Here is a 22,079-nt window from a genome sequence, read left to right as displayed (position 1 = left end):
GCAGAGCCCCGGTATCGGGGCCTGGGGCAGAGCCCCGGGTATCGGGAAGGGGCGGGGAGGGGAACAGCCCGCCGCAGGCGTTACGACGGGCTCCCCCTCACGCCCGGTGGGCGTCGGCGGCGGGGCGGGTGAGGGCGGTGGGGCTCGAGAGCGGGCAGTGGTCGTAGCGCAGGGCGAGCAGTGCGACGTCGTCGGCGAGCCGGCCGCCGGTGTGGCGCAGCAGCGCCGAGCGCACCCCCGCGACGACCGCCGCGGGCACGAGCGGTCCGGCGCCCGCGGCCTCTGACAGGGCGCGGCGCAGCGGGAAGAACGTGCCGTGGGCGTCGCGGGCGTCCTCGGCGCCGTCGGTGTGCAGCACCAGCGTGTCGCCGGTCCCCAGGGAGCCCCAGCGGACGGTGGGAAGCTCGGCGGGGAGCGGGAAGAGACCGAGCGGCGGCAGCACCTCGCCGGGCGCGGTCTGCCGGGCCAGGGCCGGGCCCACGGGCTGTTCGCGGAGGCGGTGCGGCCAGGGGTGGCCGCAGTTGAGCGTGGTGACCTCGCCGTCCCGGCCCACCTCCAGCAGCAGGACGGTCACGAACTCCTCGTCCACATGGCTGTCCAGCGGGCACTCCCCGTCGGCGGGGGCGCGCAGATGGCGCTCCAGGGCGCGGTCGAGCCGGCGCAGTACCCCGGTGAGCCGGGGTTCCTCATGGGCGGCCTCGCGGAAGCTGCCGAGGACGGCGGCCACGGTGCCGATCGCGGCGAGGCCGTGCCCGCGCACATCGCCGATGACGACGCGGACGCCGTACGGGGTGGCCAGCGCCTCGTAGAGATCGCCGCCGACGGCGGCGCCCCGGCTGGCCGACAGATGGCCGCCCGCCAGCTCGATGCCGTCCAGCCGGGCCGGGAGCGGCCGCAGCACCACGTCCTGCGCCGCGGCGGCCACCGCCCGGAGCTCCTCCAGCTCGCGGACCAGCCGCACCTTGCGGCCCGCCGTGAGATAGCCGCCGAGGGCCACGCCGACGATGGCGCAGCAGGTGACCAGCGGGGCGTGCGGCTCCGTCACCTCGCCGTCGGGCTCCAGGGCGGTCGCGGGGGCGAGGGCGAACAGCAGACCGGCGCCGCCGAGCAACAGAACGCATCCGCGGCGGCCGCCGCTCGCGCAGGCGATGGCGGGTGCCGCGGCGATGAGGGGGACGACCTCGGTGTGGTGCGGGGTCAGCAGCTCCCAGCAGATGACGCCGAGCACCCACAGGCAGGGGACGGCGCGGGCGGCCGCCCGCAGACTCCGTGCCCTCCGTACGAACGCGCCGCCGACTGCCGATGTCCCGATCATGTGTCGCCCCCAAGGCCGGCCAATGAGGCGGTCGGCCGGGCCCGGAGGACGGTCGGTCCCGCATGGGCCGTACGACCGGCACGATTCTTGCGACAGCTTCTGCCAATTGGACCAGTCGCCTCCGCATCTCACCTGATCGGGTGACCGCGCCCCGGGCGCCCACCCGAACACGCCGCCGTACCGCGGACGCGGTGTCGGCTGTTGCCAATTGGATTGCCGTACGGGGTGAGGGGGGTCACACTTGTGTCATTCATCGCTTGGGGGAGGCGGTGCCTACGCGACTGCCCCTCAGCTGTTGACCGAGTGTGGGGGGCCTCGTGAAACAGGACACAGCCGCGCCGAGTGACGCCTCGGTGGTGAGGATTCTGGGCGCCGACGGGCGGCCCGAGGGAGCCGGGTTCCTCAGCGGATACCGTGAAGTGATCACCTGTGCCCATGTCGTGGCCAGAGCGCTGGGCGTCCCGTCCGACACGCTCGCTGAGCCACCGGCCGGGCGATTATGGGTCGACTTCCCGCTGGCGGAGGCCGGTCGGCGCATGGAGGTGGGGATCGCCTCCTGGGCCCCGGTCCGGGCCGATGGGTCCGGAGACGTCGCCGTCCTGCGCCTGCTCACCGATCCGCCCGCCAAGGCGACCGTGGCCCGGCTCGTGGAAGACGTGGCCGAACCGGACCGTCGCGTGCGCACCTTCGGCTTTCCCACCGCCTACGACGACGGCGCGTGGAGCGTCGGCTGGCTGCGCGGGCGGACCGGTGCCGGCTGGTTGCAGTACGACACGGATTCGTCCAGCGAGCACCGCGTACAAACCGGCTTCTCGGGGGCCCCGGTCTGGGATGTGGCCGAGGGCGGCGTGGTCGGTATGGTCGTCGCCGCCGACGACAGGCCGGATGTGCGCACGGCCTACCTCATCCCGACGCAGACGCTGCGCGAGAGCTCCTCGGCGCTGGGCGAAACGGCGCTGCCCGCTTGTCCGTTCCGGGCTCTGGAGCCCTTCGAGGAGCGCGACGCCCGGCTGTTCCACGGCCGGGAGGAGCCGGCCCGGCGCATCGTCGACCTGCTCGGCTACGCACCGGCGATCAGCCTGGTCGGCCCGTCCGGCTGCGGCAAGTCCTCCTTGCTGCACGCCGGGGCGCTGCCGCGGCTGCGCGACCGCCGGGACCTGGAAATCGTCGCCTTCCGCCCCGGACAGCTCGGCCGGAGCCCGCTCACCGCCCTGGCCCTGGCCCTGCTTCCGCGCCTCGAGCCGGACCTGACCGAGACCGCGCGCCTGACCGGGCTGCCCGGACTGACGGACCTGGTGCGCACGGGCCAACTGCCCGCGGTCGTGGACCGGCTGCTGGAACGTCAGGGCAAGGACCGGCTGCTCGTGGTGGCCGACCAGTTCGAAGAAGCGCTCATCGGTACGGAGCAGGCGGAGCTGGACGCCCTGGCGGCCGCGCTCGGGCACGCTCTGCACCCCGGGTCCCGGCTGCGGGTCGTCACGACCCTGCGCGCCGACTTCCTCACCCCCGCCCTCCACCACCCCGGGCTGGCCCCGCTGTTCGCGGGCGACCGGCTGTTCACCGTGGGAGCGATGTCCGACGCGGAACTGCGCGCGGCCATCGAGCGTCCGCTGCACCACACCGGCGTCCGCTACGAACCGGGGCTGGTGGACCGGATCCTGGCCGATCTCGGGAGCGATCCGGGCCGGCTGCCCCTGCTGGAGTTCACCCTCACCAAGCTGTGGGAGCGCCAGCGGCGAGGCGTCATGGGACACGCCGCGTACGAGTCCCTGGGCCGCGTCAACGACGCGCTGGTGACCCACGCGGAACAGATCTGGACCGGCGCCCTCACCGAGGAGGAGCACCGGGCCGCCCGCACGCTGCTCGTCCAGCTCGCCCACCCGGGCGACGGCCGGGTCGAGCCCACCCGCCGCACCCTGACCCGCTCCGAACTGCCGCCTGAGCAATGGCGGATCGCCCAGCGGCTGATGACCACGCGCCTGGTCGTGCCCGGCGAGGAGTACCGCCCCGGCGACGGGCCGCCCGAGGAGACCGTCGAGCTGGCCCACGAGACGCTGCTGACGCACTGGAGCCGGCTGCGCGCGTTCTTCGAGGCCGACCGCGGCTTCCGGGTGTGGCAGGAGGACCTGCGCCGACGCATCTCCCCGTGGGCCGCCGACAGGCGCTCCCGGGGCCGGCTGCTGCGAGGGGCGGATCTGCGGGACGCCCGGGAATGGCACGCGCGACGCCAGGACGAGCTGCTCCCCGCGGAGAAGGAATACATCGAGGCGAGCGTCCGCGGCGCCCAGCGCCGCCGTACCGCGATCGTCGCCCTCGTCGTCGTGCTCTGCCTCATCGGAGGGGCCTTGGGGCTGGCGGTCCGCTCCTGGCAACAGGACGTCACCACGGACTCGGCCACCCGGGCGTCCCGGGTCCTGCTCCAGCAGTCCCGCGACGCCGAGACCGGCGCCACCGACACCGGGGCCGCATACACGGCACTGCTGCTGGCCCTGCGCGCCTACCGCACGCAGGACACCGAGCAGACCCGGGCGCGCCTCGGTGAGATGTACGCACGGTACGGCTTCGCCGACCTGCTCGCCCCTCGGTACCCGTCGGTGAGCGCGCTCCTCACGGACATGACGGGCCCCCTGCCGAGCTCCTCCTTCATCGATTCCGAGGGGCAGGTGATCGCCGCGCGGAACGCCGCCGGCAAGGTGGTCGTGCTGGAACGCACCGACGGCGGGGTACGGCGCCGGCTGCCCGCCGGTCGCGACGCGGACGTCGCGGCGGTCAGCCCGGACGGCTCCCTGGTGGCCATGGCCAAGGCACCACTCTTCTCGGACCCCAGTGGCGGGCAGTCGGCTCCGTCGAACGACCCGCGCGGGCTTCCTGTGCACCTGTACAACGCGCGTACCGGGCAGGACCGGACGCTGGCGCGTCCCGAGAAAGGCGATCCGTTCCCGGACACGTCGCGGGAGATACCGGGCTTCCCCGACCTGGAGTTCCCCGATCTGGAACTCCCCGATATCCCCGGCCTCGCGATGCCGACGACGTACGCGCGGTTGACCTTCTCCCCCGATGGCTCGGTGCTGCTGGGCCAGACCGGCCTCTTCGGCGAAGACGGCCGACTCGTGCTCTGGGACACCGTCACCGGCCGGATCGAGAAGACCATGCCCGGCCTGCCGGAGCCGGTCACCGCACTATGGCTGGACGCCGGTGGGAAACGCCTGATCACGCTGAACGAGACGACGGCGAAGGGGGCGTCTTTGGAGGCGACCCTCTCGGTGAAGCGGTGGGACCTGAGCGGGTCGTCACCACGCGGGCACCAGCTGTTCGCCTTCAAGGTCTCGACCAAGAACGCCGTGGTGGCGGACGTGAGCCCGGACCTCACCCGGGTGGCCGTCACGGAGACCCGGATCGTCGATCTGAAGGCCGACCACCGGCTGTCCGTCTACCAACTGCCGAGCGGACGACTCCTCCGGCAGAAGCGCTCCTCCCAGCAGGACACGGTGACCGGGGTCACCGTGTCCACCGGCGGCTCACGGATCCTGGTCTACGGAGGAATCCCCGACACCCCCGTCCCGTCCTCCTCGTCCACCGCATCCGGCGGCTCCGCGGACGACGGCTTCCTCACCAGAGTGGACAGCCGATGGCAGGTCGACCTCCTCGGCACGGGCGACGCCCCGTCGGCGGTCCTGTCGGAGCGCGGCCTGCTCGCCGTCGTCGGCCCCGGCAAGGGCGATCCGCTGCGCCGGCTGCCCGCACCCGCCACCGGCACCGGCCGCCCCACCGCGACACCGACCACACGCCCGTCGGCTCCCGAGGCCAAGCGGTGGATGGCGCACCTGTGCGACATCCTCGGCGACGAGACGCTGCCGCCGGCCGTCGGCGGGAAGCTGCCCCCCGGTGCGTACCGGGGAGCGTTGTGCACGAGGAAGGGGTAGGGACGCGTGGCCGAGACACAGCTCATCCGGGTGCCGCTGAACGGCTCGGAGGACTCCGACGGCGCCGGAGCGGTGGTGATGGAGGTCGAGCACACCAGCTCCGGCATCGTGCGCGCCGCCCGGCCGGGCGAGGTCGCGGGAACCGCCGCACGGACGCTGAGCGAGAGCTTCGACCAGGTGCGCGCCGCGGCCGCGGCGCTCCTGGACCGGCTGACCACGCTCCCCAGCCCGCCGAGCACGGTCGAGGTCGAACTCGGGGTGAAGATCAACGCTGAGGCCGGAGCGGTGATCGCCAAGACGGCGGCCGAGGGGAACTTCACGGTCAGACTGGTCTGGCAGCGGGACGACGGCCACGGTCCGTAACGGCCATCGTGGAAGCCGACACGGCGATGGGGCGCGTCCCGATGCGGGACGCGCCCCATCGCCGTGTTCACGGCGAGCGGCGGGAGCCGGTCGCCGTCAGGCTCCGCGCAGGCCGGCGCCCGTGCGGTCGGCGGCCGCCGACACCGCGGCGTCGCGGGACGCGGCGATCTCCTCGGCGGTCAGCGTGCGGTCCGGGGCGCGGAAGCGCAGCGCGTAGGCCAGCGACTTCCTGCCCTCGCCGAGCTGCTCACCGGTGAAGACGTCGAACAGGCGGAGGGATTCGAGCAGTTCCCCCGCGCCCTCGCGCAGCGCCGTCTCGACCTCGGCCGCGGGCACGGACGCGTCCACGACCAGCGCGACGTCCTGGGTGGCCACCGGGAAGGTGGAGACGTGGGGCGCCTCCACGCGGCCGGCGCCGGCCTGCTCAAGACGGTCGAGCTCGATCTCCATCGCACAGGTGCGCTCGGGCAGGCCCAGGGCCTTGGTGACCCGGGGGTGGAGCTCACCGGCGTTGCCGACGAGGATCTCCTCGCCGTCGACGACGGCCAGCAGCGCGGCGCAGCGGCCCGGGTGCCACGGGTCCTGCTGGTCCTGGCGGACGATCAGCTCGGCGCCCGCCTCGCGGGCCACGACCCGGCCCGCCTCGACGGCGTCGGCCCAGCTCACCGGGGTGCCCTTGCCCCACCAGCCGGCCTGCTCGCGGTCGCCCGCGAGGACGACGGCGGCGCGGCGCGGCTGGTGCGGCAGCGCCGCGTCGAGCCCGGCGATCTGCTCGTCGGTGGGACGGCGGTCGACGGGCAGGATGGCCGCGGGCGGCTCGTCACCGGTGGCGCGGAAGACCAGACCCGTCTCGAAGAGCGCGAGGTCGTGCTCGCCGCGGCCGGCGTTGCGGCGCAGCGCGCCGAGCAGTCCGGGCAGCAGTGTCGTACGGAGCGCGGGCTCGGTGTCCGACAGCGGGTTGACCAGCCGGACCAGATCGCGCCGCGGGTCGTCGGCGGCCAGCCCGAACTGGTCGAGGACCTCCTCGCCGAGGAACGGGTAGTTCAGCGCCTCGACGTATCCGGCCCCGGCCAGCGCCCGGCCGACCCGGCGGTGCAGCCGCTGACGCTCGGTCAGCCCGCGCCCGGCGGGGGGCTGGGGCAGCGTCGAGGGGAGGTTCTCGTACCCCTCGAGCCGGATGACCTCCTCGGCCAGGTCGTTGGGGTCGGTGAGGTCGGGCCGCCAGCTGGGGACCGTGACGGTGAGGTCGTCGGCGCCGTAGACATCACAGCCGATCTGCTGCAGCCGGCGCACCACGGTCTCGCGGCCGTAGGAGACTCCCGCGACCTTGTCCGGGTGGTCGGCGGGCAGCGTGATGGTGTGCGGGGCGCTGGGCGCGATGATCTCGGTGACGCCCACCTCGGCGGTGCCGCCCGCGAGCAGCACCAGCAGATCGACGGTGCGCTGCGCGGCCGCCGAGGTGGCCTCGGGGTCGACACCGCGCTCGAACCGGCGGGACGCCTCGGAGGACAGCTTGTGGCGGCGGGCGGTGCGGGCGACCGGGACGGGGGCGAAATGGGCTGCCTCGATGACGACCTCGGTGGTGCCCGCCACCTGGCCGGACTCGGGGTCGGCGGCGGTGTCCGCGATCTCGGTGTTGGCACCGCCCATGACACCGGCGAGGCCGATGGGGCCGCTCTCGTCGGTGATGACGAGATCCTCCGCGTCCAGGACGCGCTGGGTGCCGTCGAGGGTGGTGAGCTTCTCGCCCGGCGCCGCGCGGCGCACCCCGATCGCCCCGGTGATCCGGGAGCGGTCGTAGGCGTGCAGCGGCTGGCCCAGTTCGAGCATCACGTAGTTGGTGACGTCAACGGCGAGCGAGACCGGGCGCATCCCGGCCTTCTGGAGCCGGCGCTGCAGCCAGATCGGGGAGTGCGCCTCGGGGTCGAGCCCGGTGACGGTGCGGGCGGTGAAGCGGTCGCAGCCGACCGGGTCGGCGACCTTGACCGGGTAGCCGTGGCTGTTGGGCGCGGGCACGTCGAGGAGGGCCGGGTCGCGCAGCGGCAGCTCGTAGGCGGTCGCGGTCTCGCGGGCGACCCCGCGCATCGACAGGCAGTAGCCCCGGTCCGGGGTGACGGCGATGTCGAGGACCTCGTCGACCAGCTGGAGCAGCTCGATCGCGTCGGTGCCGACCTCGTACTCCGGCGGCAGCACGATGATGCCGTGCGTGCCGTCGTCGCCCATGCCCAGCTCGTCGCTGGAGCAGATCATGCCGTGCGAGACCTTGCCGTAGGTCTTGCGCGCGGAGATCGCGAAGCCGCCGGGCAGCTCGGCTCCGGGCAGCACGACCACGACCTTGTCGCCGACCGCGAAGTTCCGGGCGCCGCAGACGATCTCCTGCGGCTCACCGGTTCCTCCCCCAGAGCCTTCGGCCTGGGAGGTGCCCCCCGCCTGGCCCACGTCCACGGTGCAGAAGCGGATCGGCTTCTTGAAGCCCTCCAGCTCCTCGATGGTCAGCACCTGCCCGACGACCAGGGGGCCCTTGAGCCCGGCGCCGAGCTGCTCGACGGTCTCGACCTCGAGCCCGGCCGAGACGAGTTTGGCCTGTACGTCACGGCCGGTCTCACCGGCGGGCAGGTCGACGTACTCCCGCAGCCAAGAAAGCGGGACCCGCATCAGATCTCCATCCCGAAGGGCCGGGTGAAGCGCACATCACCCTCGACCATGTCTCGCATGTCTTCCACGTTGTGCCGGAACATCAGCATCCGCTCGATGCCGAAGCCGAAGGCGAAGCCGCTGTACCTGTCCGGGTCGACACCGCAGGCGATGAGCACCCGCGGGTTGACCATCCCGCAGCCGCCCAGCTCGATCCAGCCCTCGCTGGAGCAGGTGCGGCAGGGCCGGTCCGGGTTGCCCACGGACTCGCCGCGGCACACGTAGCACAGCATGTCCATCTCGGCGGACGGCTCGGTGAACGGGAAGAAGTTCGGCCGCAGCCGGGTGGACATGCCCTCGCCGAACAGCGCCCGCACCATGTGGTCGAGCGTGCCCTTGAGGTCGGCCATGGTCAGGCCCTCGTCGATGGCGAGCAGCTCGACCTGGTTGAAGACGGGGGTGTGGGTGGCGTCCAGCTCATCGGTGCGGTAGGTGCGCCCCGGGCAGATCACATAGATGGGCGGCTCGCGGTCGATCATCGACCGGATCTGCACCGGCGAGGTGTGGGTGCGCAGCACCACACCGGACCCCTCGCCGTCCTTGTCGCCCTTCACGCCGCGCACGAAGAAGGTGTCCTGCATCTCGCGGGCGGGGTGGTCGGGCGGGAAGTTGAGCGCGTCGAAGTTGAACCACTCGGCCTCCGCCTCGGGGCCCTCGGCCACCTCGTAGCCCATCGCCACGAAGACGTCCTCGATGCGCTCGGAGAACGTGGTGATCGGGTGGCGGGCGCCGGCCGGGGTGCGGTCGTACGGCAGGGTGACGTCCACCGCCTCCTCGACCAGCACCCGGGCGTCACGCTCCGCCTCCAGCTCCTCCTGCCGGGTCTTCAGCGCCTGGTTGACCTGGCCGCGGGCCTGACCGACACGCTTGCCCGCGTCCGCCTTGGCGTGCGGCGGCAGGGCGCCGATCTCGCGGTTGGCGAGTGCCAGCGGCGAGCGGTCACCGGTGTGGGCGACCTTCACCTCGCGCAGCGCCTCGAGGTCCCCGGCAGCGGCGATGGCGGCGAGCGCCTCGTCCCGCCTGCGGGCGATCTCTTCCGGTTTCAGTGCCTCGACCTCGACAGGGTCGTACGACTTATTGGGTGCCGACATCTCTTCCCGTGCTTCCGTTTGTCTCCCAGCTACCGCTGGGAGGTGCCCCCCGGCTGCGCGACCCCGGCTCGACCGGCTGCGACCGCTGCGCCCCATGCAGGGGACGCCAAAGGTGCCAAAGCCCGAGTCTAAGGGGCGCGAGAGGGGTGCTGTTCCGGGGGACGCCGCGCGACGGCCGCCGCGCTCGGGGTCCGCCCCGTGCTGGAGAAGCCCGCGGGTGGATCAGGCCAGATAGGCCGGGGTGCCCACGGGCAGGGTAAATCGGAACTCCGCGCCGCCGCCGCGGGCCCGGTCGACGGTGATCGCGCCGCCGTGGGCCTCGACGATGCCCTTGACGATGTAGAGCCCCAGGCCGGTGCCGCCGCGCTTGCTGCCCCGCCAGAAGCGGGTGAAGACGCGGCTCATCGACTCCTCCGGGATACCGGGGCCCTCGTCGCTCACGGTGACGGCCGTCCTTTCGACAGTGGGGCCTTCAGTGGGGCCTTCCGCGACCGGCTTGGCCGGTGCGGGCGCTATGTCAATGGTGACCGTTCCCTCGCCGTGGCGCACCGCGTTTTCCAGCAGGTTGCCCAGCACCTGATCGATCTTGTCCGGATCTGCCCACAGCCTGGGCAGCGGCCCCCTGACCCTGATCAGGAACCGCTCGGCGGTGTGCCCGGCCGCGGTGAGCGCCTGCACATGGCGGCGGACGGCGGCGGCGAGATCCACCGGCTGGCGGCGCACCTCCAGCCGGCCGGAGTCGATCCGGGAGATGTCCAGCAGCTCGGCGATCAGCCGGGTGACCCGGTTGGCGTCGGCGTCCACGGTCTCCAGCATCAGCCGCTTCTGGTCGTCGGTGAACCGCTCCCACTTGGCCAGCAGCGTGGCCGTGAACCCCTTCACTGACGTCAGCGGCGAACGCAGCTCATGGGCGACGGTCGCGATCAGCTCGGCATGGCTGCGCTCGGTACGGCGGCGCGCCTCGGTGCCGCGCAGACAGACCACCACCCGGCGCACCGGCCCGGTCGGCCGCTCGCGCACATAGCGGGCCGAGACCAGCACCTCGCGGCCGCCCGGCAGCAGCAGGTTCCGCTCGGGCTGACCGGCCCGGATGGCCAGCCCACCATAGGGATCGGTCAGCGCCCACCAGCGCCGGCCGTCCAGGTCCTCTAACGGCAGGGCCACCTCGAGCCGACGGCCGATCGCGTCCGCGGGGTCGGTGGCGGTGATGCGGGCCGCCGCCGCGTTGAAGCAGGTGACCAGGCCGGTCTCGTCGGCCACGACCAGGCCGTCGGGCAGATCGTCGGGGTGCGGTCCGAGCGCGTCCGGCGCGCCGCCGGGGTCCTCCCCGGTGGACGGGCGGCCGTGCCCGCCGGACGCATGGGCTTCGGCCGCCCTGGCGCCGGAAGTCCTGACGTCCATCCCCACACCCCCTCTCGGGTCCCCTCCCAGAGGGGGCAACCCTACTAGGTCGATGTGACGGAGCGGCACCCTGCGGGAGCGCGCTGCGCACGAGCGGAGGCATAGAGGCACACGGCGGCGGCCGTGGCGAGGTTGAGGCTCTCGGCCCTGCCGTGAATCGGAACGCGCACCACCTCGTCCGCGAGTGCGCGGGTAGCCTCCGGCAGGCCCCATGCCTCATTGCCGAAGATCCAGGCGGTGGGGGCACCCAGCAGACCGTCGTCCAGCTCCGAGTCCAGGTCCCGCTCCCCCGCCCCGTCCGCGGCCAGCACCCGCGCCCCGGCCTCCCGCAGCCCGCTCACCGCGCGCTCGACGGGCACGCCGACGGCGACGGGAAGATGGAAGAGGGAGCCGACGGAGGCGCGTACGGCCTTGGGGTTGTACGGGTCCACGGAGGCGTCCGTCAGCACGACCGCGTCCGCCCCGGCGGCGTCGGCGCACCGCAGCACGGTGCCGGCGTTGCCGGGGTCGCGGACGTTCGCGAGCACGGCGACAAGCTTCGGCCGGGCGGCCAGGATCTCCTCGAACGGCGAGTCCAGGAAGCGGCACAGCCCGACGATGCCCTGCGGGGTGACCGTGTCGGACATCTCCGCGACGACGTCATCGGTCGCGGAGAACACGGGGATGCCCGCTGCGCGGGCGGCGTCGAGGATCTCCTGGTGCCGCCCGGCGGCCTCGGGGGTGGCGTACACCTCCACGAGATGCGCGATGGCCTCCCGTACGGCCTGCGGCCCCTCGACGATGAACCGCCGCTCCTTGCCGCGGAAGCTGCGCTTGGCCAGTCGGCGGGCCGCGGTGACGCGTGGCGATCGCAGGGACGTCAATTCGGGGGTCGCCATGGGGTGCGTGCGCTTTCTCGTGTGGTGTGTTGGTTGCGCGGGCCGGTCTTCCCCCACCCCGCCCCTCCCCGAAACCGGGAGCAAGCCCCCGGACCCCCGGGAGGAGCGGCGGCGCGGCGCCGCGAGCCCCGCAGGGGCAGCGCCGCCCCCGCCTGCGGGCGGCCGCCCCGCAGGGCAGAACGCACCCCGTTGTGGGCAATCGTCCCGCAGGGCGGCTCGCACCCTGTTGTGGGCAATCGTCCCGCGGGGCGGGACGGGTGGGCACAACCCGGCCACCGACCCGCACCCGGAAACGAGACCCCAGGGGGCACAACCCAGCCACCAGCCCGCGCCCGGAAGCAAGACCCCAGGGGGCACAACCCAGCCACCGGGCCGCGCCCGGAAGCAAGAGCCCAGCGGGCACAACCCGGCCCACATGCGCGGACCCGCAGGTGATGCGTTCACCTGCGGGTCCACCCGGCAATGCTCAGCGCAGCGCTTACGCGGCCTTCGGCGCGTTCACATCGCTCGGCAGCGCCTTCTGCGCGGCCTCCACCAGCGCCGCGAACGCGTTCGCGTCGTTGACCGCGAGGTCCGCCAGAATCTTGCGGTCGACCTCGATGTTCGCCGCCTTCAGACCCTGGATGAAGCGGTTGTACGTCATGCCATTGGCGCGGGCAGCGGCGTTGATGCGCTGGATCCACAGCTGGCGGAAGTCGCCCTTGCGCTTCTTGCGGTCGTTGTAGTTGTAGACCAGAGAGTGGGTGACCTGCTCCTTGGCCTTGCGGTACAGGCGGGAGCGCTGGCCCCGGTAGCCGCTGGCCTGCTCGAGGATCGCCCGGCGCTTCTTGTGGGCGTTGACTGCCCGCTTGACGCGTGCCACTTGTTTAACTCCTTGTACGGGGCCGCGGGTGACTCACGCGGCCCGGAAACGAATAGGTCCCGGTGGGTCCCGGTCTGGCGCTCGCCTCACCCCGCCGGAGCGGGGCAGGGGCGTCACTTGCCGAGAAGCTTCTTGATCTTCTTGGCGTCGGACGGGGCCATCTCGACCTTTCCGGCCAGGCGGCGCGTCAGCGTGGACGGCTTGTGCTCGAGAAGGTGGCGGCGACCGGCGCGCTGGCGCACCACCTTGCCGGAGCCGGTGAGCTTGAAGCGCTTGCTGGCACCGCTGTGCGTCTTGTTCTTCGGCATGTCGCCGTTCTCTCCTCGTCGGGGCGCTTCCGCCCCATCCGGGCGTGGCGCGATCGGGCCGCGGCCGGTGTGCGCGGAAGCGTCTGTTATGTCGGTCTGGGTCGGGACCAGGGTCCCGGGGGTCGAGGCTGGCGCCTCGAAACATCAGGCCTCGGCGGGCTCCTCGGCCGGCTGCTCCGCGGACGCGTCCGGAGACTGGTCCAGGTGGGGAGCGCCCTGACGCTCCGCCTTGCGGGCTGCCTGCGCCTCGCGGGCTTCGGCCATCGCCTCGGTCTTCTTCTTGTGCGGACCGAGAACCATGATCATGTTTCGGCCGTCCTGCTTGGGGTTGGACTCCACGAAGCCCAGCTCCTGGACGTCCTCAGCGAGCCGCTGTAGCAGCCGGTAGCCGAGCTCGGGCCGGGACTGCTCACGGCCACGGAACATGATCGTAATCTTGACCTTGTCGCCCTGCTTGAGGAACCGGACGACGTGACCCTTCTTGGTGTCATAGTCGTGCGGGTCGATCTTCGGCCGGAGCTTCATCTCCTTGATGACCGTGTGCGCCTGGTTCTTGCGCGCCTCACGGGCCTTCATGGCCGACTCGTATTTGAACTTTCCGTAGTCCATGAGCTTGCAGACCGGCGGACGGGCGGTCGCCGCCACCTCGACCAGGTCGAGGTCGTACTCCTGCGCAAGCTCCAGGGCCTTGGCAAGCGGCACAATGCCGACCTGCTCGCCACTGGGACCGACGAGTCGCACCTCGGGGACGCGAATCCGGTCGTTGATGCGGGGCTCGGCGCTGATGGATCCTCCTCGGTTACACCACGCGACCGCCTGGCGGACTGCCGCGTAAGTCTGTTTCGGTTGAGACCACCGCGCCGTGACGCACAAAACGCCCCGGACGGTACACAGGCGGGGCTCCTCATTGACCGGGAGCACCGCCGCGATATCACCGCGGGGCGCAGCCTGACCGATGACCTGCCAACCCCGGGGGTCGGAAGGTGGGAGCTGGGGAGCCTCCACTTGTGGGCCGGACACACACGTGACCGGCCGGTCGTTTATCTACGATACCAGCACCCGCACGGGATGCTCACCCACCGCGTCCCCGGCATCCGCCGTTCCCGCCGTCCCTCGTCCTCTCACTTCTCCTGTTCCTGTGAACTCGCCCGCCCCGTGCGTACGGTGCCGGGCGGACGCCTAGGCTGGGGCACACCGTCCATCAGGAAGTGAGCCCCGACCACCATGAGTGACGCCAACGCCGGGCAGCCGCCGGCCCCCGACTTCGACCGGATGACCCGGGACATCGCGGATGTGCCCGCCGTCGAGGTGATCACCACGGTCGCGGTGCACCTGATGAGCGCCGCCGCGGTCAATCTGGGCCTGGCCGAGGAGGGCCCCCAGCACAAGGACCTGGACGAGGCGCGGAAGCTGATCAACGCCCTGGCGGGGCTGGTCACGGCCAGCGCCACGGAGATCAGCTCCTTCCACGCGGCTCCGCTGCGGGACGGTCTGAAGTCGCTCCAGCTCGCCTTCCGTGAGGCTTCGGTGGTGCCGGACGAGCCGGGGCAGGGGCCCGGCGAGAAGTTCACCGGCCCGATCTTCGGCTGACCGGCCGCCGTCTTCGGCTGACCGGCCGCCCCCTTACGGCCGGGCCCCGGCATCGGCATCGGCATCGGCATCGGCTCGGGCCGTCCGGGCCCCTTGTCGCTCGGACCGCCTCCGCACCCCTTGTCGCTCAGGCCGCCTCCGGGCCCTTGGACTCCGGGCCGCCCGCCTCGGGGCGGTGGCCGCCACGCATGCGTCCCCACGGCCCGGTCGCCGGGGGCGGATGCGCCTCCTCCCGTTCGGCCTGGCCCGCCGGATGGAGATGGGTGAACCGGTGCACCGCCGCGGCGAGCACGCCGCCGACCAGCGGCGCCACGATGAACAGCCACAGCTGGCCCAGCGCATCGCCGCCCGCGAAGATCGCGGGGCCGAAGCTGCGCGCCGGATTGACCGAGGCCCAGGTCAGCGGGATGCCGATCAGATTGACCGCGGCGAGGGCGAGGCCCACCGGGACCGGTTCGGCGCCGACCATCGGCACCGCGTGGGTCACCGTGAGGAAGACGAAGACCAGCAGGAAGGTCAGCAGCACCTCGGCGAGGAAGGCCCCGCCCGCGCCCATGCCCACCGGTGAGCGGCCGCCGTAGCCATTGCTGCCGAAGGCGCCGGCCGTCTGGAGCCGGGGCACCTGGTTGGCGAGCAGGAAGAGTATCGCCGCGCCCACGATCGCGCCGACGAACTGCGCGACCCAGTACTGGACGGCCGTACGGATGTCGATGCGCCTGGCCAGCAGCACACCGAGGGTCACCGCCGGGTTGATGTGGCAGCCCGAGATGCGTCCGAGCGCAAAGGCGATCGCGATCAGCGTGAAGCCGAAGGCGAGCGAGATCCCGAGGGCGTTGATGTAGTCGCCCGCCAGGACCAGCGAACCGACTCCGAAGAGGACCAGCATCGCGGTCCCGATGAACTCCGCTACGACCGTTCTCGTCTCCATGGCGCTCTCCTCACACAGATTCCGACCGCCAGTCGCCTAAGCATTGTGGGCGGAATCGGGAGGATTCGCCTGTTGGTCCGAATGGGAAGGGCCGGGCCCGGCCCTCAGCGGGTGAAGAGCGGCTCGCCGGGGACCTGCGCGTCCGGCGGCAGCAGTGCCAGGGTCAGCCCGCGCACCAGCCGCGCCCGCAGCACCTCGTCGGCGGCCAGGGCGCCCGCCACCCGGTGCGCCGTCTCGCGCGCGGGCGCCTCCGGCGCCAGGGCGAGCGCGAGCATCCCGTCAGCGTCCGCCGCCGGGGCCAGATGAGCCCGGAGCACCTCCGGCTCGGCGGCCAGCACGGTACACACCGCCTCGGTCACGGCCGGGTCGGCGAGCGGATCGGCGCTGGTCCGCCCCTCGGCGAGGGCCAGCAGCGCGGGCCCGGTCAGCTGGTACGGCACCGGGCCCGCGAGGTCCAGGACCAGGGTGTCCGCCTTCTCATGGGCGGTGGCCTCCAGCGCCTGGCGCAGCGGTACGGCCACGGGCCGGGCGTCCGGGCGCCAGCGGGCCAGCGTCTCGAGCGAGGTGAACGCGGGCAGCGCGCGTCGGCCGTCGGGGGCCTGAAGCGTGGGCACCGCCATATCGCTGGTCTTGTCACGGCGCAGCCCGCCCGCCCGTCTCCCACCACCCTCAACGGACGCTTCGCGCGGCTCGGATTCCACCACTTCCGCCTCGCCGAGGATCGCCACCACGGGGACGAGCAGACGGGCGTCGGTGAGCGCGGCGAGCACCTCCGGTTCGGCCGAGCGGTCATCGGCCCAGGCGGCGAGCGCCGCGGTCAGCCGGGGGTCGGCGGAGCCGTCGTCGCCGGAGAAGCCGGGGTCGGGAATGTTCTTGAGCGCCACGCCATGAGGGTACCGACAGCGAGGAGACCGAGATCCCCGCACCCCCACCCGCCCCGGGGCAGGGGCGGCAGTGAAGGAGACGGCGTGGAACGCGTGAACGACGGCGGCCCGGCACCGTCCGCCCTGTCCGGTGCGGGCGGGCCGAGGGGGTTGAGCGGGCCGAGGGGGCTGAGCGGGCTGGGCGGCGCGCTCGCCGACGCGCTCGCGCCCGTGGCCGCGGGCTCCACCGCGGACTTCTCGGTCGCCGTCCTGGAGCCCGGGTCGGGGGCGACCGGGTCCCACGGCGACGGCTCGTACGCCACGGCGAGCGTCGTCAAGGTCGGCATCCTCGCGGCGCTGCTGCTCGGGGCGCAGGACGAGGGGCGGCGGCTGACGGCTCAGGAGCGCTCGTACGCGGGCGTGATGATCGAGCGGAGCGACAACGACGCGGCGACGGCGCTGTGGGGGCCGATCGGCGGGGCGAAGGGCCTCGAGGCCGCGCTCGGACGGCTCGGGCTGACCGATACCCACGCCGACGACCGCGGACGCTGGGGTCTGACGCACACCACCGCGTCCGACCAGTTGGCCCTGCTGCGCGCGGTCTTCCTGGACGGCTCCCCCCTGGGCGCGCCCGCCCAGGCGTATCTGCGGACGCTGATGGGCCGCGTCATCGCCGGTCAGACGTGGGGCATCTCGGCCGCCGCGGACGGCACCGGCGCCGGAACGCGGCTCAAGAACGGCTGGATGCCCCGCGATGCCACCGGACTGTGGGTCGTCAACAGCATCGGCGAGGTGACGGCAAACGGTCGGCCCTGTCTGATCGCGGTGCTGTCCGAGGGCAGCACGGACCGGGAGGGCGGGGTGGCGCTGGTGGAAGAGGTGGCACGGACGGCCGTGGCGGCGACCGCCGCGCACGCATCGGGGTGAGCGGCCCGCTCCGGAGCGCCAACGCCCCCCAGCCGACGATCGCCGCGGTGCCCCGGGCCCGCCCGGCACCCCGCGAGCCCCGGCGACCGGCGCGCCCAGCGCGCCGCCCCGACAACCGCCGTCGTGCTTCTGCGCGTACGGCGTACGGATCCCCACGAACGGGCGCACACACCGGGCCCGGACCGACGCGGCGGCCGGGCGCCGCTCAGCGCGTACGCATCCCCGTCAGCAGTGACCGCAGTCGCGGGGGCACCCGTAGGGGGCCCGAGCCGCGCCATAGGGATATCGCGGCGACGACCAGGGCCGTGCCGGCGAGGCCGGCGAGGAGGGCCATCTGATTGGGGCCGGAGTCGTCGTGGGCGCCCTGGGTGTGGCCGGGGCCGTTGCCGAAGTAGCGGTTCGGGGAGGCCGCCGCGGCGGGCGGCTGCGCCCCGGGCTTCAGCTTGTCGCCCGCGGTGATCGCGGCCGCCGGGTTCACCAGGCCCGCGCCGAGGTCGTCGCTGCGGCCGCCCTGGGGGACGTCCTGGGCGGTCCGGGTGAGGAGCCCGCGGATCTGGCGCGGGCTCAGGTCGGGGTGGGCGGCGCGGACGAGGGCGACGGAGCCGGAGACGAAGGCGGCGGCCGCGCTGGTGCCCCAGCCCTCGTAGTAGCGCTTGTCGGGGTCGGCGATGACCACGTCCACGCCGGGTGCGCAGACGGTGGCGTACCAGCGGCGGGTGGAGAAGGCGGCGCGGGAGCCGTAGCGGTCCACGGCGGTCACGGCGATCACCCCGGGGTAGGCGGCCGGGTAGGAGACCCGGTCGCCCTTCTCGCCGCCGTTGCCCGCGGAGGCGACCACGACCGCGCCCTTGCGCAGCGCGTACTGCACGGCGGCGTCCTCGGCGGCCTCGGGGTGGGCGGAGGCGCTGTCGTCGCCGAGCGAGAGGTTGATGACGTCGGCGCCGTGGTCGGCCGCCCAGCGGATCCCGGCGGCGAGCGCGCCGCCACGGGTCGAGCGGGCCTTCTTACGGTCGGGATCGGAGTCCTCGAGGATCACCCGCACCGGCAGGATCCGGGCCTTCGGGGCGACACCCAGCACGCCCTCGCCGCCGGAGGCGCCATGGCCGTGCCCGGCGATGATCCCGGCCATGGCGGTGCCGTGGCGGGCCCAGGCGCGTTCGCCGCGCCGGGCGCCGAAGCCGATGAGGTCCTTCCCCGGCAGCACCTGGCCTTCGAGGTCCGGGTGGCCGTCGTCGACGCCGGTGTCGAGGACGGCGACGGTGATCCCGGAGCCCTTGGTGGTCTGCCATGCCTCGCGGGCGTGGAGGGTGTCCAGCGCCCATTCCTGGGCCTGTATGCCGTCGGCGTATCCGGGCGCGGCGGGCACCAGGGTCAGCCCGGCGGCGGCGAGGGCCACGGCGAGGCGCCGCCCGATCCCGGTCATGACGTGGTCTCCGTGAACGTGGCCAGGGCCCGGCGGAATCCGGTCTCGATCGCGTCGGCGATGCCCCGGGCGTCGTTGCCGAGGCCGGACTGCGCGGGGGCCGAGGTGGCGCCGCGCTGGGTCGCCTCGCCCGCCGACTGCGGGTCGGTGACCTCACGTCCGTCGGCGAAGCCGGTGACGGTGTAGATGACGGCGGGTGCGTCGGTGAGGATCCGGATCCGCCAGCTGGCGCGCTGGTCGTCGCCGAATCCGGCCGCGGCGGTGTCCTTGGCGGCGTATGTGCGGGGCATCAGATCGGTGCGCTCGTCCAGCTTCTCGGTGACGAAGCGCTGCTGCAGCGCCCGCATTCCGGTGGGTCCTGAGGTGGTGATCAGCACTCCGACGGTGGTGACGCTGGTGCTGGTGGCGTCGGTGTACGTGGCGCGCACCAGCCGTTTGCAGCCCACCGGGGCCAGCGCCTTGGCGAGCAGCGGATCGAATCCGCCGCCGCAGCTGCTGTCGGGGGCGACGGCTATCCGGGTCCAGACGCGGTCGGCGCCGCCGGGGCCCTCGCCCTTGCCGCGCAGGGTGCGCGGGAAGAGGTCGTCCACGGGGATGCTGTGCCAGGCGGAGCGGGCGTGGGCGTAGGTGTCGGCGGTGGACGGCGGGGCGCCGGGGTCGTCGCCCAGCCAGCTTCCGGCCGCCGCCCCGCCGAGCAGCCCGAGCCCGAGGACGAGACTCGCGGCGGCGGCCGCCGTACGGCTGGGGGGACGGCGCCGGCCGCCCGGCCCGCCGGACGCGAAGAGCCCGCCGGTGCGCGGAGGCACGGACGGGCGCGGCGGTGTCGAGGGCTGCGGGGGCACCCGGGTGCCGGACGCCCCGGCGGTGCCCGGGGAGAACGGGGCCTTCGCCCGTACGCCGAGGACGGGCGTCTCCGGATCGGGGATGAACCCGGGCGCGTTGGTGGGGCGCGGTGGGGGCGCGGAAGGCCGCTCGGGCGCCGTGCGCGGGGGTTGTGCGGGGCGTGGTGGGGGCGTGCCGTGGGGTGAGTGCGCCTGTTCCGCGTCGGTGCTCACCTGCACCCCCTCGCACCCGTCGAGACCTGCTTCACCTGGCTCCGTCCGGTTCGCCGCGCCACCGCACCGCCTTTCGGGCAGCCGGGCCCGTATACGGACAACCCGCCGCTGACCTGCCGGTCGTGGCGTGCGCGACACTCTACGGCCAGCCGGGGGCCCTGCGCACCGGCCGCCCTCTACCCAGTGGTAATGGCGGTCTGGCAAGCTTCGTCCATGTCCGCTGCCGCCGCTGACCGGGCCCGGTACGACCGGGCCACCGCCCATCTCGAAGCGCCCGTGGCGATTGTCGATCTGGGAGCCTTCGACGACAACGCACGGGATCTGGTCCGCCGGGCGGGAGGCAAACCGATCCGCGTGGCCAGCAAATCGGTGCGCTGCCGCGCGATGTTGGAGCGGGTGCTCGCGTACGACGGCTTCGCGGGGATCATGAGCTTCACCCTCCCGGAGTCGCTGTGGCTGGCCCGCGAGGGGTTCGACGACGTCCTGCTCGCCTATCCCTCCGCCGACCGGGAGGGCTTCGCCACCCTGACCGGCGACCCCAAGCTGGCCGAGGCCGTGACCGTCATGGTGGACGACCTCTCCCAGCTCGATCTGATCGACAGCGTTCGCGCCGGGACCGAAGAGGTCCGGGTCTGCCTGGAATTGGACACCTCGCTGCGGATGCTCGGGGGACGGGTGCGAGTCGGGGCGCTGCGCTCACCGCTGCGCGAACCGGAGCAACTGGCCGCCCTGGCGCGGGCGATCGCCGACCGCCCCGGCTTCCGGCTGGTCGGGCTGATGGCGTACGAGGGGCATGTGGCGGGCGTGGGCGACGCGGTGCCCGGGAGCCCGCTGCGCTCGCGCGCCATCCGGCTGATGCAGTCCGTGGCGCGCCGGGAGCTCGCGGCGCGCCGGGCCGCGGCCGTACGGGCGGTACGGGCCGTGGCGGACCTGGAGTTCGTCAACGGCGGCGGTACGGGCAGTGTGCAGCACACCGCCGCGGAAGACGCGGTGACCGAGATCGCCGCCGGGTCCGGGCTCTACCAGCCGCGCCTGTTCGACCACTACACCTCCTTCCACGGCCGCCCGGCGGCCCTGTTCGCCCAGCCGGTGGTGCGCCGCCCCGGGGTCGGCGTGGTGACGGTGCTCGGCGGCGGCTATCCGGCGTCGGGCGCGGCGGGCCGGGACCGGCTGCCGGTGCCGTATCTGCCGGAGGGGCTCGGGTACGACTCGATGGAGGGGCCGGGCGAGGTGCAGACCCCGCTGCTGGGCACGGCCGCCGACGATCTGCTGATCGGCGACAAGGTGTGGTTCCGGCATGCCAAGGCCGGTGAGCTGTGCGAGCGGTTCGACACGCTGCGGCTGATCGAGGGGGACCGGGTGGTGGCCGAGGTGCCGACGTACCGGGGCGAGGGCAGGACGTTCCTCTGACGGCTGGGAACGTGTCTATCCGACGGCTGGAACGCGCCTAGATGGACCGGCCGTCGCCCGCCAGCCCCTCGATGCCCTTGACGATCTTGTCCATGTCGCTGAGCGGCGGCGCCTTGTCGCTCTCGTCGAACCCGAAGCGCACCACGACCATCGTGTCCGGCATGGTGGGCGAGGGGAACGCCACCGACTGCACGACGCCGTCGTCGCCCTTCTTCGTCACCACCTTCCAGCGGACCAGATAGCCCTTCTTGCCCGCGACCTCGACCGCCGAAGCCTTCAGCTGCTTGTGGGAGGTGATCCCCCCGTACGCCTTGCGGTCGGTGTCCTTGTCGGTGCCGTAGGACTCCTCGGCGTTCTGCGCGATGTCCTCCTTGGCTATGCCCTTGGCGGAGGTGGCCTTGTAGCCCTCGGCGGTCCGGGAGAAGGCACCGCCGCGCACACAGTCGGTGGACGGGTCACCCGGGCAGGGGTAGCGGGAGGTGGTGACGCCCGCGCCGCCGGAGCTGCTACGCCCCGCCTGCCAGCCGGAGAGCACCGGCAGGCTGATGCCGTTGCCCTGGTCCGGGGCGGTGTCCGGGTCGTAGCTGGGCGGTGCGCCGGGGCTCTCGGTGGGCCCCTCCGAGGGGTCGTCCGGGGTGGGGAGGTCCGGGGCCGGGTTGCCGCCGTCGTCCGGCGCGGAGGTGCTGGGGGCGGGCCCGGTCTGGGCGTTCCCACCGCCGTCGCCGCCGTCGCCCAGCAGCACGATGCCACCGGCTATCGCGGCGACGACGACGGCCACGGCGACGGAGAGCGCCGCGATCCTCGGCCCGCGGCCCCGGCTGTGACCGTGTCCCCCCTGCCGCCCTGGCAGGTAGGGGGGTGGCGGCGGGCCGAAGGCCGGGTCCGCGGCCCCCGAGGCATCACGGGTGTACTCGGTCCAGGCCGAGCCGTCCCACCACCGTTCCATGGCGGGGCCGTTACCTGCGTAGCCGGGATCGGGGTACCAGCCGGGGGGCGTGTTCATGGTCACACGGTCAGCCTATGGCCAGGGGTGGGGTCCGTACACCGC

The 22,079-nt window shown here is 73.4% G+C and carries 18 protein-coding genes; 5 read left to right on the top strand and 13 right to left on the bottom strand.

The genetic code is table 11. The features are described from left to right. Positions 1-97: 97 nt before the first annotated feature. A complete protein-coding gene (locus J2Z30_RS12040; RefSeq protein WP_044568679.1) occupies positions 98-1,315 on the bottom strand; it encodes a PP2C family protein-serine/threonine phosphatase in 1,218 nt (405 codons plus the stop codon). A 317-nt stretch (positions 1,316-1,632) separates the two neighbouring features. On the opposite strand from J2Z30_RS12040, the gene J2Z30_RS12035 reads away from it, so the two are divergent. Both J2Z30_RS12035 and J2Z30_RS12030 read left to right on the top strand, forming a co-directional pair. Continuing rightward, positions 1,633-5,238, top strand: a complete 3,606-nt coding sequence (locus J2Z30_RS12035; RefSeq protein WP_044568680.1) for an nSTAND1 domain-containing NTPase — start codon at positions 1,633-1,635, stop codon at positions 5,236-5,238. 6 nt (positions 5,239-5,244) lie between these two features. Further along, positions 5,245-5,601: a CU044_2847 family protein gene (locus J2Z30_RS12030; RefSeq protein ID WP_052701283.1), complete on the top strand. Its 357-nt coding sequence runs from the start codon at positions 5,245-5,247 to the stop codon at positions 5,599-5,601. 96 nt (positions 5,602-5,697) lie between these two features. Here J2Z30_RS12030 and pheT read toward each other — a convergent pair whose 3' ends face one another. The 7 genes from pheT to infC form a co-directional block, all read right to left on the bottom strand. Further along, positions 5,698-8,256 (bottom strand): phenylalanine--tRNA ligase subunit beta, encoded by a 2,559-nt coding sequence (pheT, locus tag J2Z30_RS12025; protein WP_044568682.1) that lies wholly within the window; start codon positions 8,254-8,256, stop codon positions 5,698-5,700. Further along, a complete protein-coding gene (gene pheS / locus J2Z30_RS12020) occupies positions 8,256-9,386 on the bottom strand; it encodes a phenylalanine--tRNA ligase subunit alpha (RefSeq protein ID WP_044568683.1) in 1,131 nt (376 codons plus the stop codon). The genes pheT and pheS overlap by 1 nt, the downstream gene beginning before the upstream one ends. A gap of 222 nt (positions 9,387-9,608) precedes the next feature. After that, the gene (locus J2Z30_RS12015) at positions 9,609-10,787 is read right to left on the bottom strand and encodes a sensor histidine kinase (protein WP_044568684.1); all 1,179 of its coding nucleotides are present in this window, start codon (positions 10,785-10,787) and stop codon (positions 9,609-9,611) included. Positions 10,788-10,831: 44 nt separating this feature from the next. Then, the gene (locus J2Z30_RS12010; RefSeq protein WP_044568685.1) at positions 10,832-11,665 is read right to left on the bottom strand and encodes a TrmH family RNA methyltransferase; all 834 of its coding nucleotides are present in this window, start codon (positions 11,663-11,665) and stop codon (positions 10,832-10,834) included. 478 nt (positions 11,666-12,143) lie between these two features. Then, a complete protein-coding gene (gene rplT, locus J2Z30_RS12005; protein ID WP_009713826.1) occupies positions 12,144-12,527 on the bottom strand; it encodes a 50S ribosomal protein L20 in 384 nt (127 codons plus the stop codon). Positions 12,528-12,640: 113 nt separating this feature from the next. Continuing rightward, a complete protein-coding gene (gene rpmI / locus J2Z30_RS12000; protein WP_044568688.1) occupies positions 12,641-12,835 on the bottom strand; it encodes a 50S ribosomal protein L35 in 195 nt (64 codons plus the stop codon). A gap of 144 nt (positions 12,836-12,979) precedes the next feature. After that, positions 12,980-13,621 (bottom strand): translation initiation factor IF-3, encoded by a 642-nt coding sequence (gene infC, locus J2Z30_RS11995; RefSeq protein ID WP_078957272.1) that lies wholly within the window; start codon positions 13,619-13,621, stop codon positions 12,980-12,982. Positions 13,622-14,059: 438 nt separating this feature from the next. Here infC and J2Z30_RS11990 point away from each other — a divergent pair, with 438 nt between their 5' ends. Further along, positions 14,060-14,425 (top strand): DUF1844 domain-containing protein, encoded by a 366-nt coding sequence (locus J2Z30_RS11990; protein WP_044568691.1) that lies wholly within the window; start codon positions 14,060-14,062, stop codon positions 14,423-14,425. A gap of 127 nt (positions 14,426-14,552) precedes the next feature. On the opposite strand, the gene J2Z30_RS11985 is transcribed toward J2Z30_RS11990, so the two are convergent. Further along, complete coding sequence (locus tag J2Z30_RS11985) at positions 14,553-15,353, bottom strand: aquaporin (RefSeq protein ID WP_044568692.1); 801 nt, start codon at positions 15,351-15,353, stop codon at positions 14,553-14,555. Between the two features lie 104 nt (positions 15,354-15,457). Beyond that, positions 15,458-16,237, bottom strand: coding sequence for an SseB family protein (locus tag J2Z30_RS11980; protein WP_044568693.1), 780 nt, complete (start codon positions 16,235-16,237; stop codon positions 15,458-15,460). Between the two features lie 84 nt (positions 16,238-16,321). Here J2Z30_RS11980 and J2Z30_RS11975 point away from each other — a divergent pair, with 84 nt between their 5' ends. Further along, entirely contained in the window at positions 16,322-17,143 is an 822-nt protein-coding gene (locus J2Z30_RS11975; RefSeq protein ID WP_308279913.1) for a serine hydrolase, read from the top strand. A gap of 205 nt (positions 17,144-17,348) precedes the next feature. Here J2Z30_RS11975 and mycP read toward each other — a convergent pair whose 3' ends face one another. Further along, on the bottom strand, positions 17,349-18,566 hold the full coding sequence (mycP, locus tag J2Z30_RS11970; RefSeq protein WP_044568694.1) for a type VII secretion-associated serine protease mycosin: 1,218 nt from the start codon (positions 18,564-18,566) through the stop codon (positions 17,349-17,351). Next, positions 18,563-19,621, bottom strand: coding sequence for a hypothetical protein (locus tag J2Z30_RS11965; RefSeq protein WP_245387867.1), 1,059 nt, complete (start codon positions 19,619-19,621; stop codon positions 18,563-18,565). Before J2Z30_RS11965 ends, mycP begins: the two co-directional genes overlap by 4 nt. A 213-nt stretch (positions 19,622-19,834) precedes the next feature. Between J2Z30_RS11965 and J2Z30_RS11960 the strand changes: the two genes are divergently transcribed. Beyond that, a complete protein-coding gene (locus J2Z30_RS11960) occupies positions 19,835-21,031 on the top strand; it encodes an alanine racemase (RefSeq protein WP_044568696.1) in 1,197 nt (398 codons plus the stop codon). Positions 21,032-21,068: 37 nt separating this feature from the next. Here the strand turns inward: J2Z30_RS11960 and J2Z30_RS11955 are convergent, their stop codons facing one another. After that, the gene (locus J2Z30_RS11955) at positions 21,069-22,034 is read right to left on the bottom strand and encodes a DUF2510 domain-containing protein (protein ID WP_044568697.1); all 966 of its coding nucleotides are present in this window, start codon (positions 22,032-22,034) and stop codon (positions 21,069-21,071) included. Between the last annotated feature and the right edge of the window lie 45 nt (positions 22,035-22,079).

Source organism: Streptomyces iranensis (assembly GCF_017874715.1).
GTDB classification, from domain to species: domain Bacteria; phylum Actinomycetota; class Actinomycetes; order Streptomycetales; family Streptomycetaceae; genus Streptomyces; species Streptomyces iranensis.
The sequence above is the reverse complement of the archived record's forward strand: the minus strand, read 5'-3'. Positions and strand labels throughout refer to the sequence as shown.

What these genes read in the sequence shown, in the direction of transcription:
- J2Z30_RS12015 (WP_044568684.1), bottom strand. Translation starts at nt 10,787, where the DNA reads ATGGACGTCAGGACTTCCGGCGCCAGGGCGGCCGAAGCCCATGCGTCC.
- J2Z30_RS12010 (WP_044568685.1), bottom strand. Translation starts at nt 11,665, where the DNA reads ATGGCGACCCCCGAATTGACGTCCCTGCGATCGCCACGCGTCACCGCG.
- J2Z30_RS11990 (WP_044568691.1), top strand. Translation starts at nt 14,060, where the DNA reads ATGAGTGACGCCAACGCCGGGCAGCCGCCGGCCCCCGACTTCGACCGG.
- rpmI (WP_044568688.1), bottom strand. Translation starts at nt 12,835, where the DNA reads ATGCCGAAGAACAAGACGCACAGCGGTGCCAGCAAGCGCTTCAAGCTC.
- pheT (WP_044568682.1), bottom strand. Translation starts at nt 8,256, where the DNA reads ATGCGGGTCCCGCTTTCTTGGCTGCGGGAGTACGTCGACCTGCCCGCC.
- J2Z30_RS11955 (WP_044568697.1), bottom strand. Translation starts at nt 22,034, where the DNA reads ATGAACACGCCCCCCGGCTGGTACCCCGATCCCGGCTACGCAGGTAAC.
- pheS (WP_044568683.1), bottom strand. Translation starts at nt 9,386, where the DNA reads ATGTCGGCACCCAATAAGTCGTACGACCCTGTCGAGGTCGAGGCACTG.
- J2Z30_RS11985 (WP_044568692.1), bottom strand. Translation starts at nt 15,353, where the DNA reads ATGGAGACGAGAACGGTCGTAGCGGAGTTCATCGGGACCGCGATGCTG.
- J2Z30_RS12040 (WP_044568679.1), bottom strand. Translation starts at nt 1,315, where the DNA reads ATGATCGGGACATCGGCAGTCGGCGGCGCGTTCGTACGGAGGGCACGG.
- J2Z30_RS11960 (WP_044568696.1), top strand. Translation starts at nt 19,835, where the DNA reads ATGTCCGCTGCCGCCGCTGACCGGGCCCGGTACGACCGGGCCACCGCC.
- mycP (WP_044568694.1), bottom strand. Translation starts at nt 18,566, where the DNA reads ATGACCGGGATCGGGCGGCGCCTCGCCGTGGCCCTCGCCGCCGCCGGG.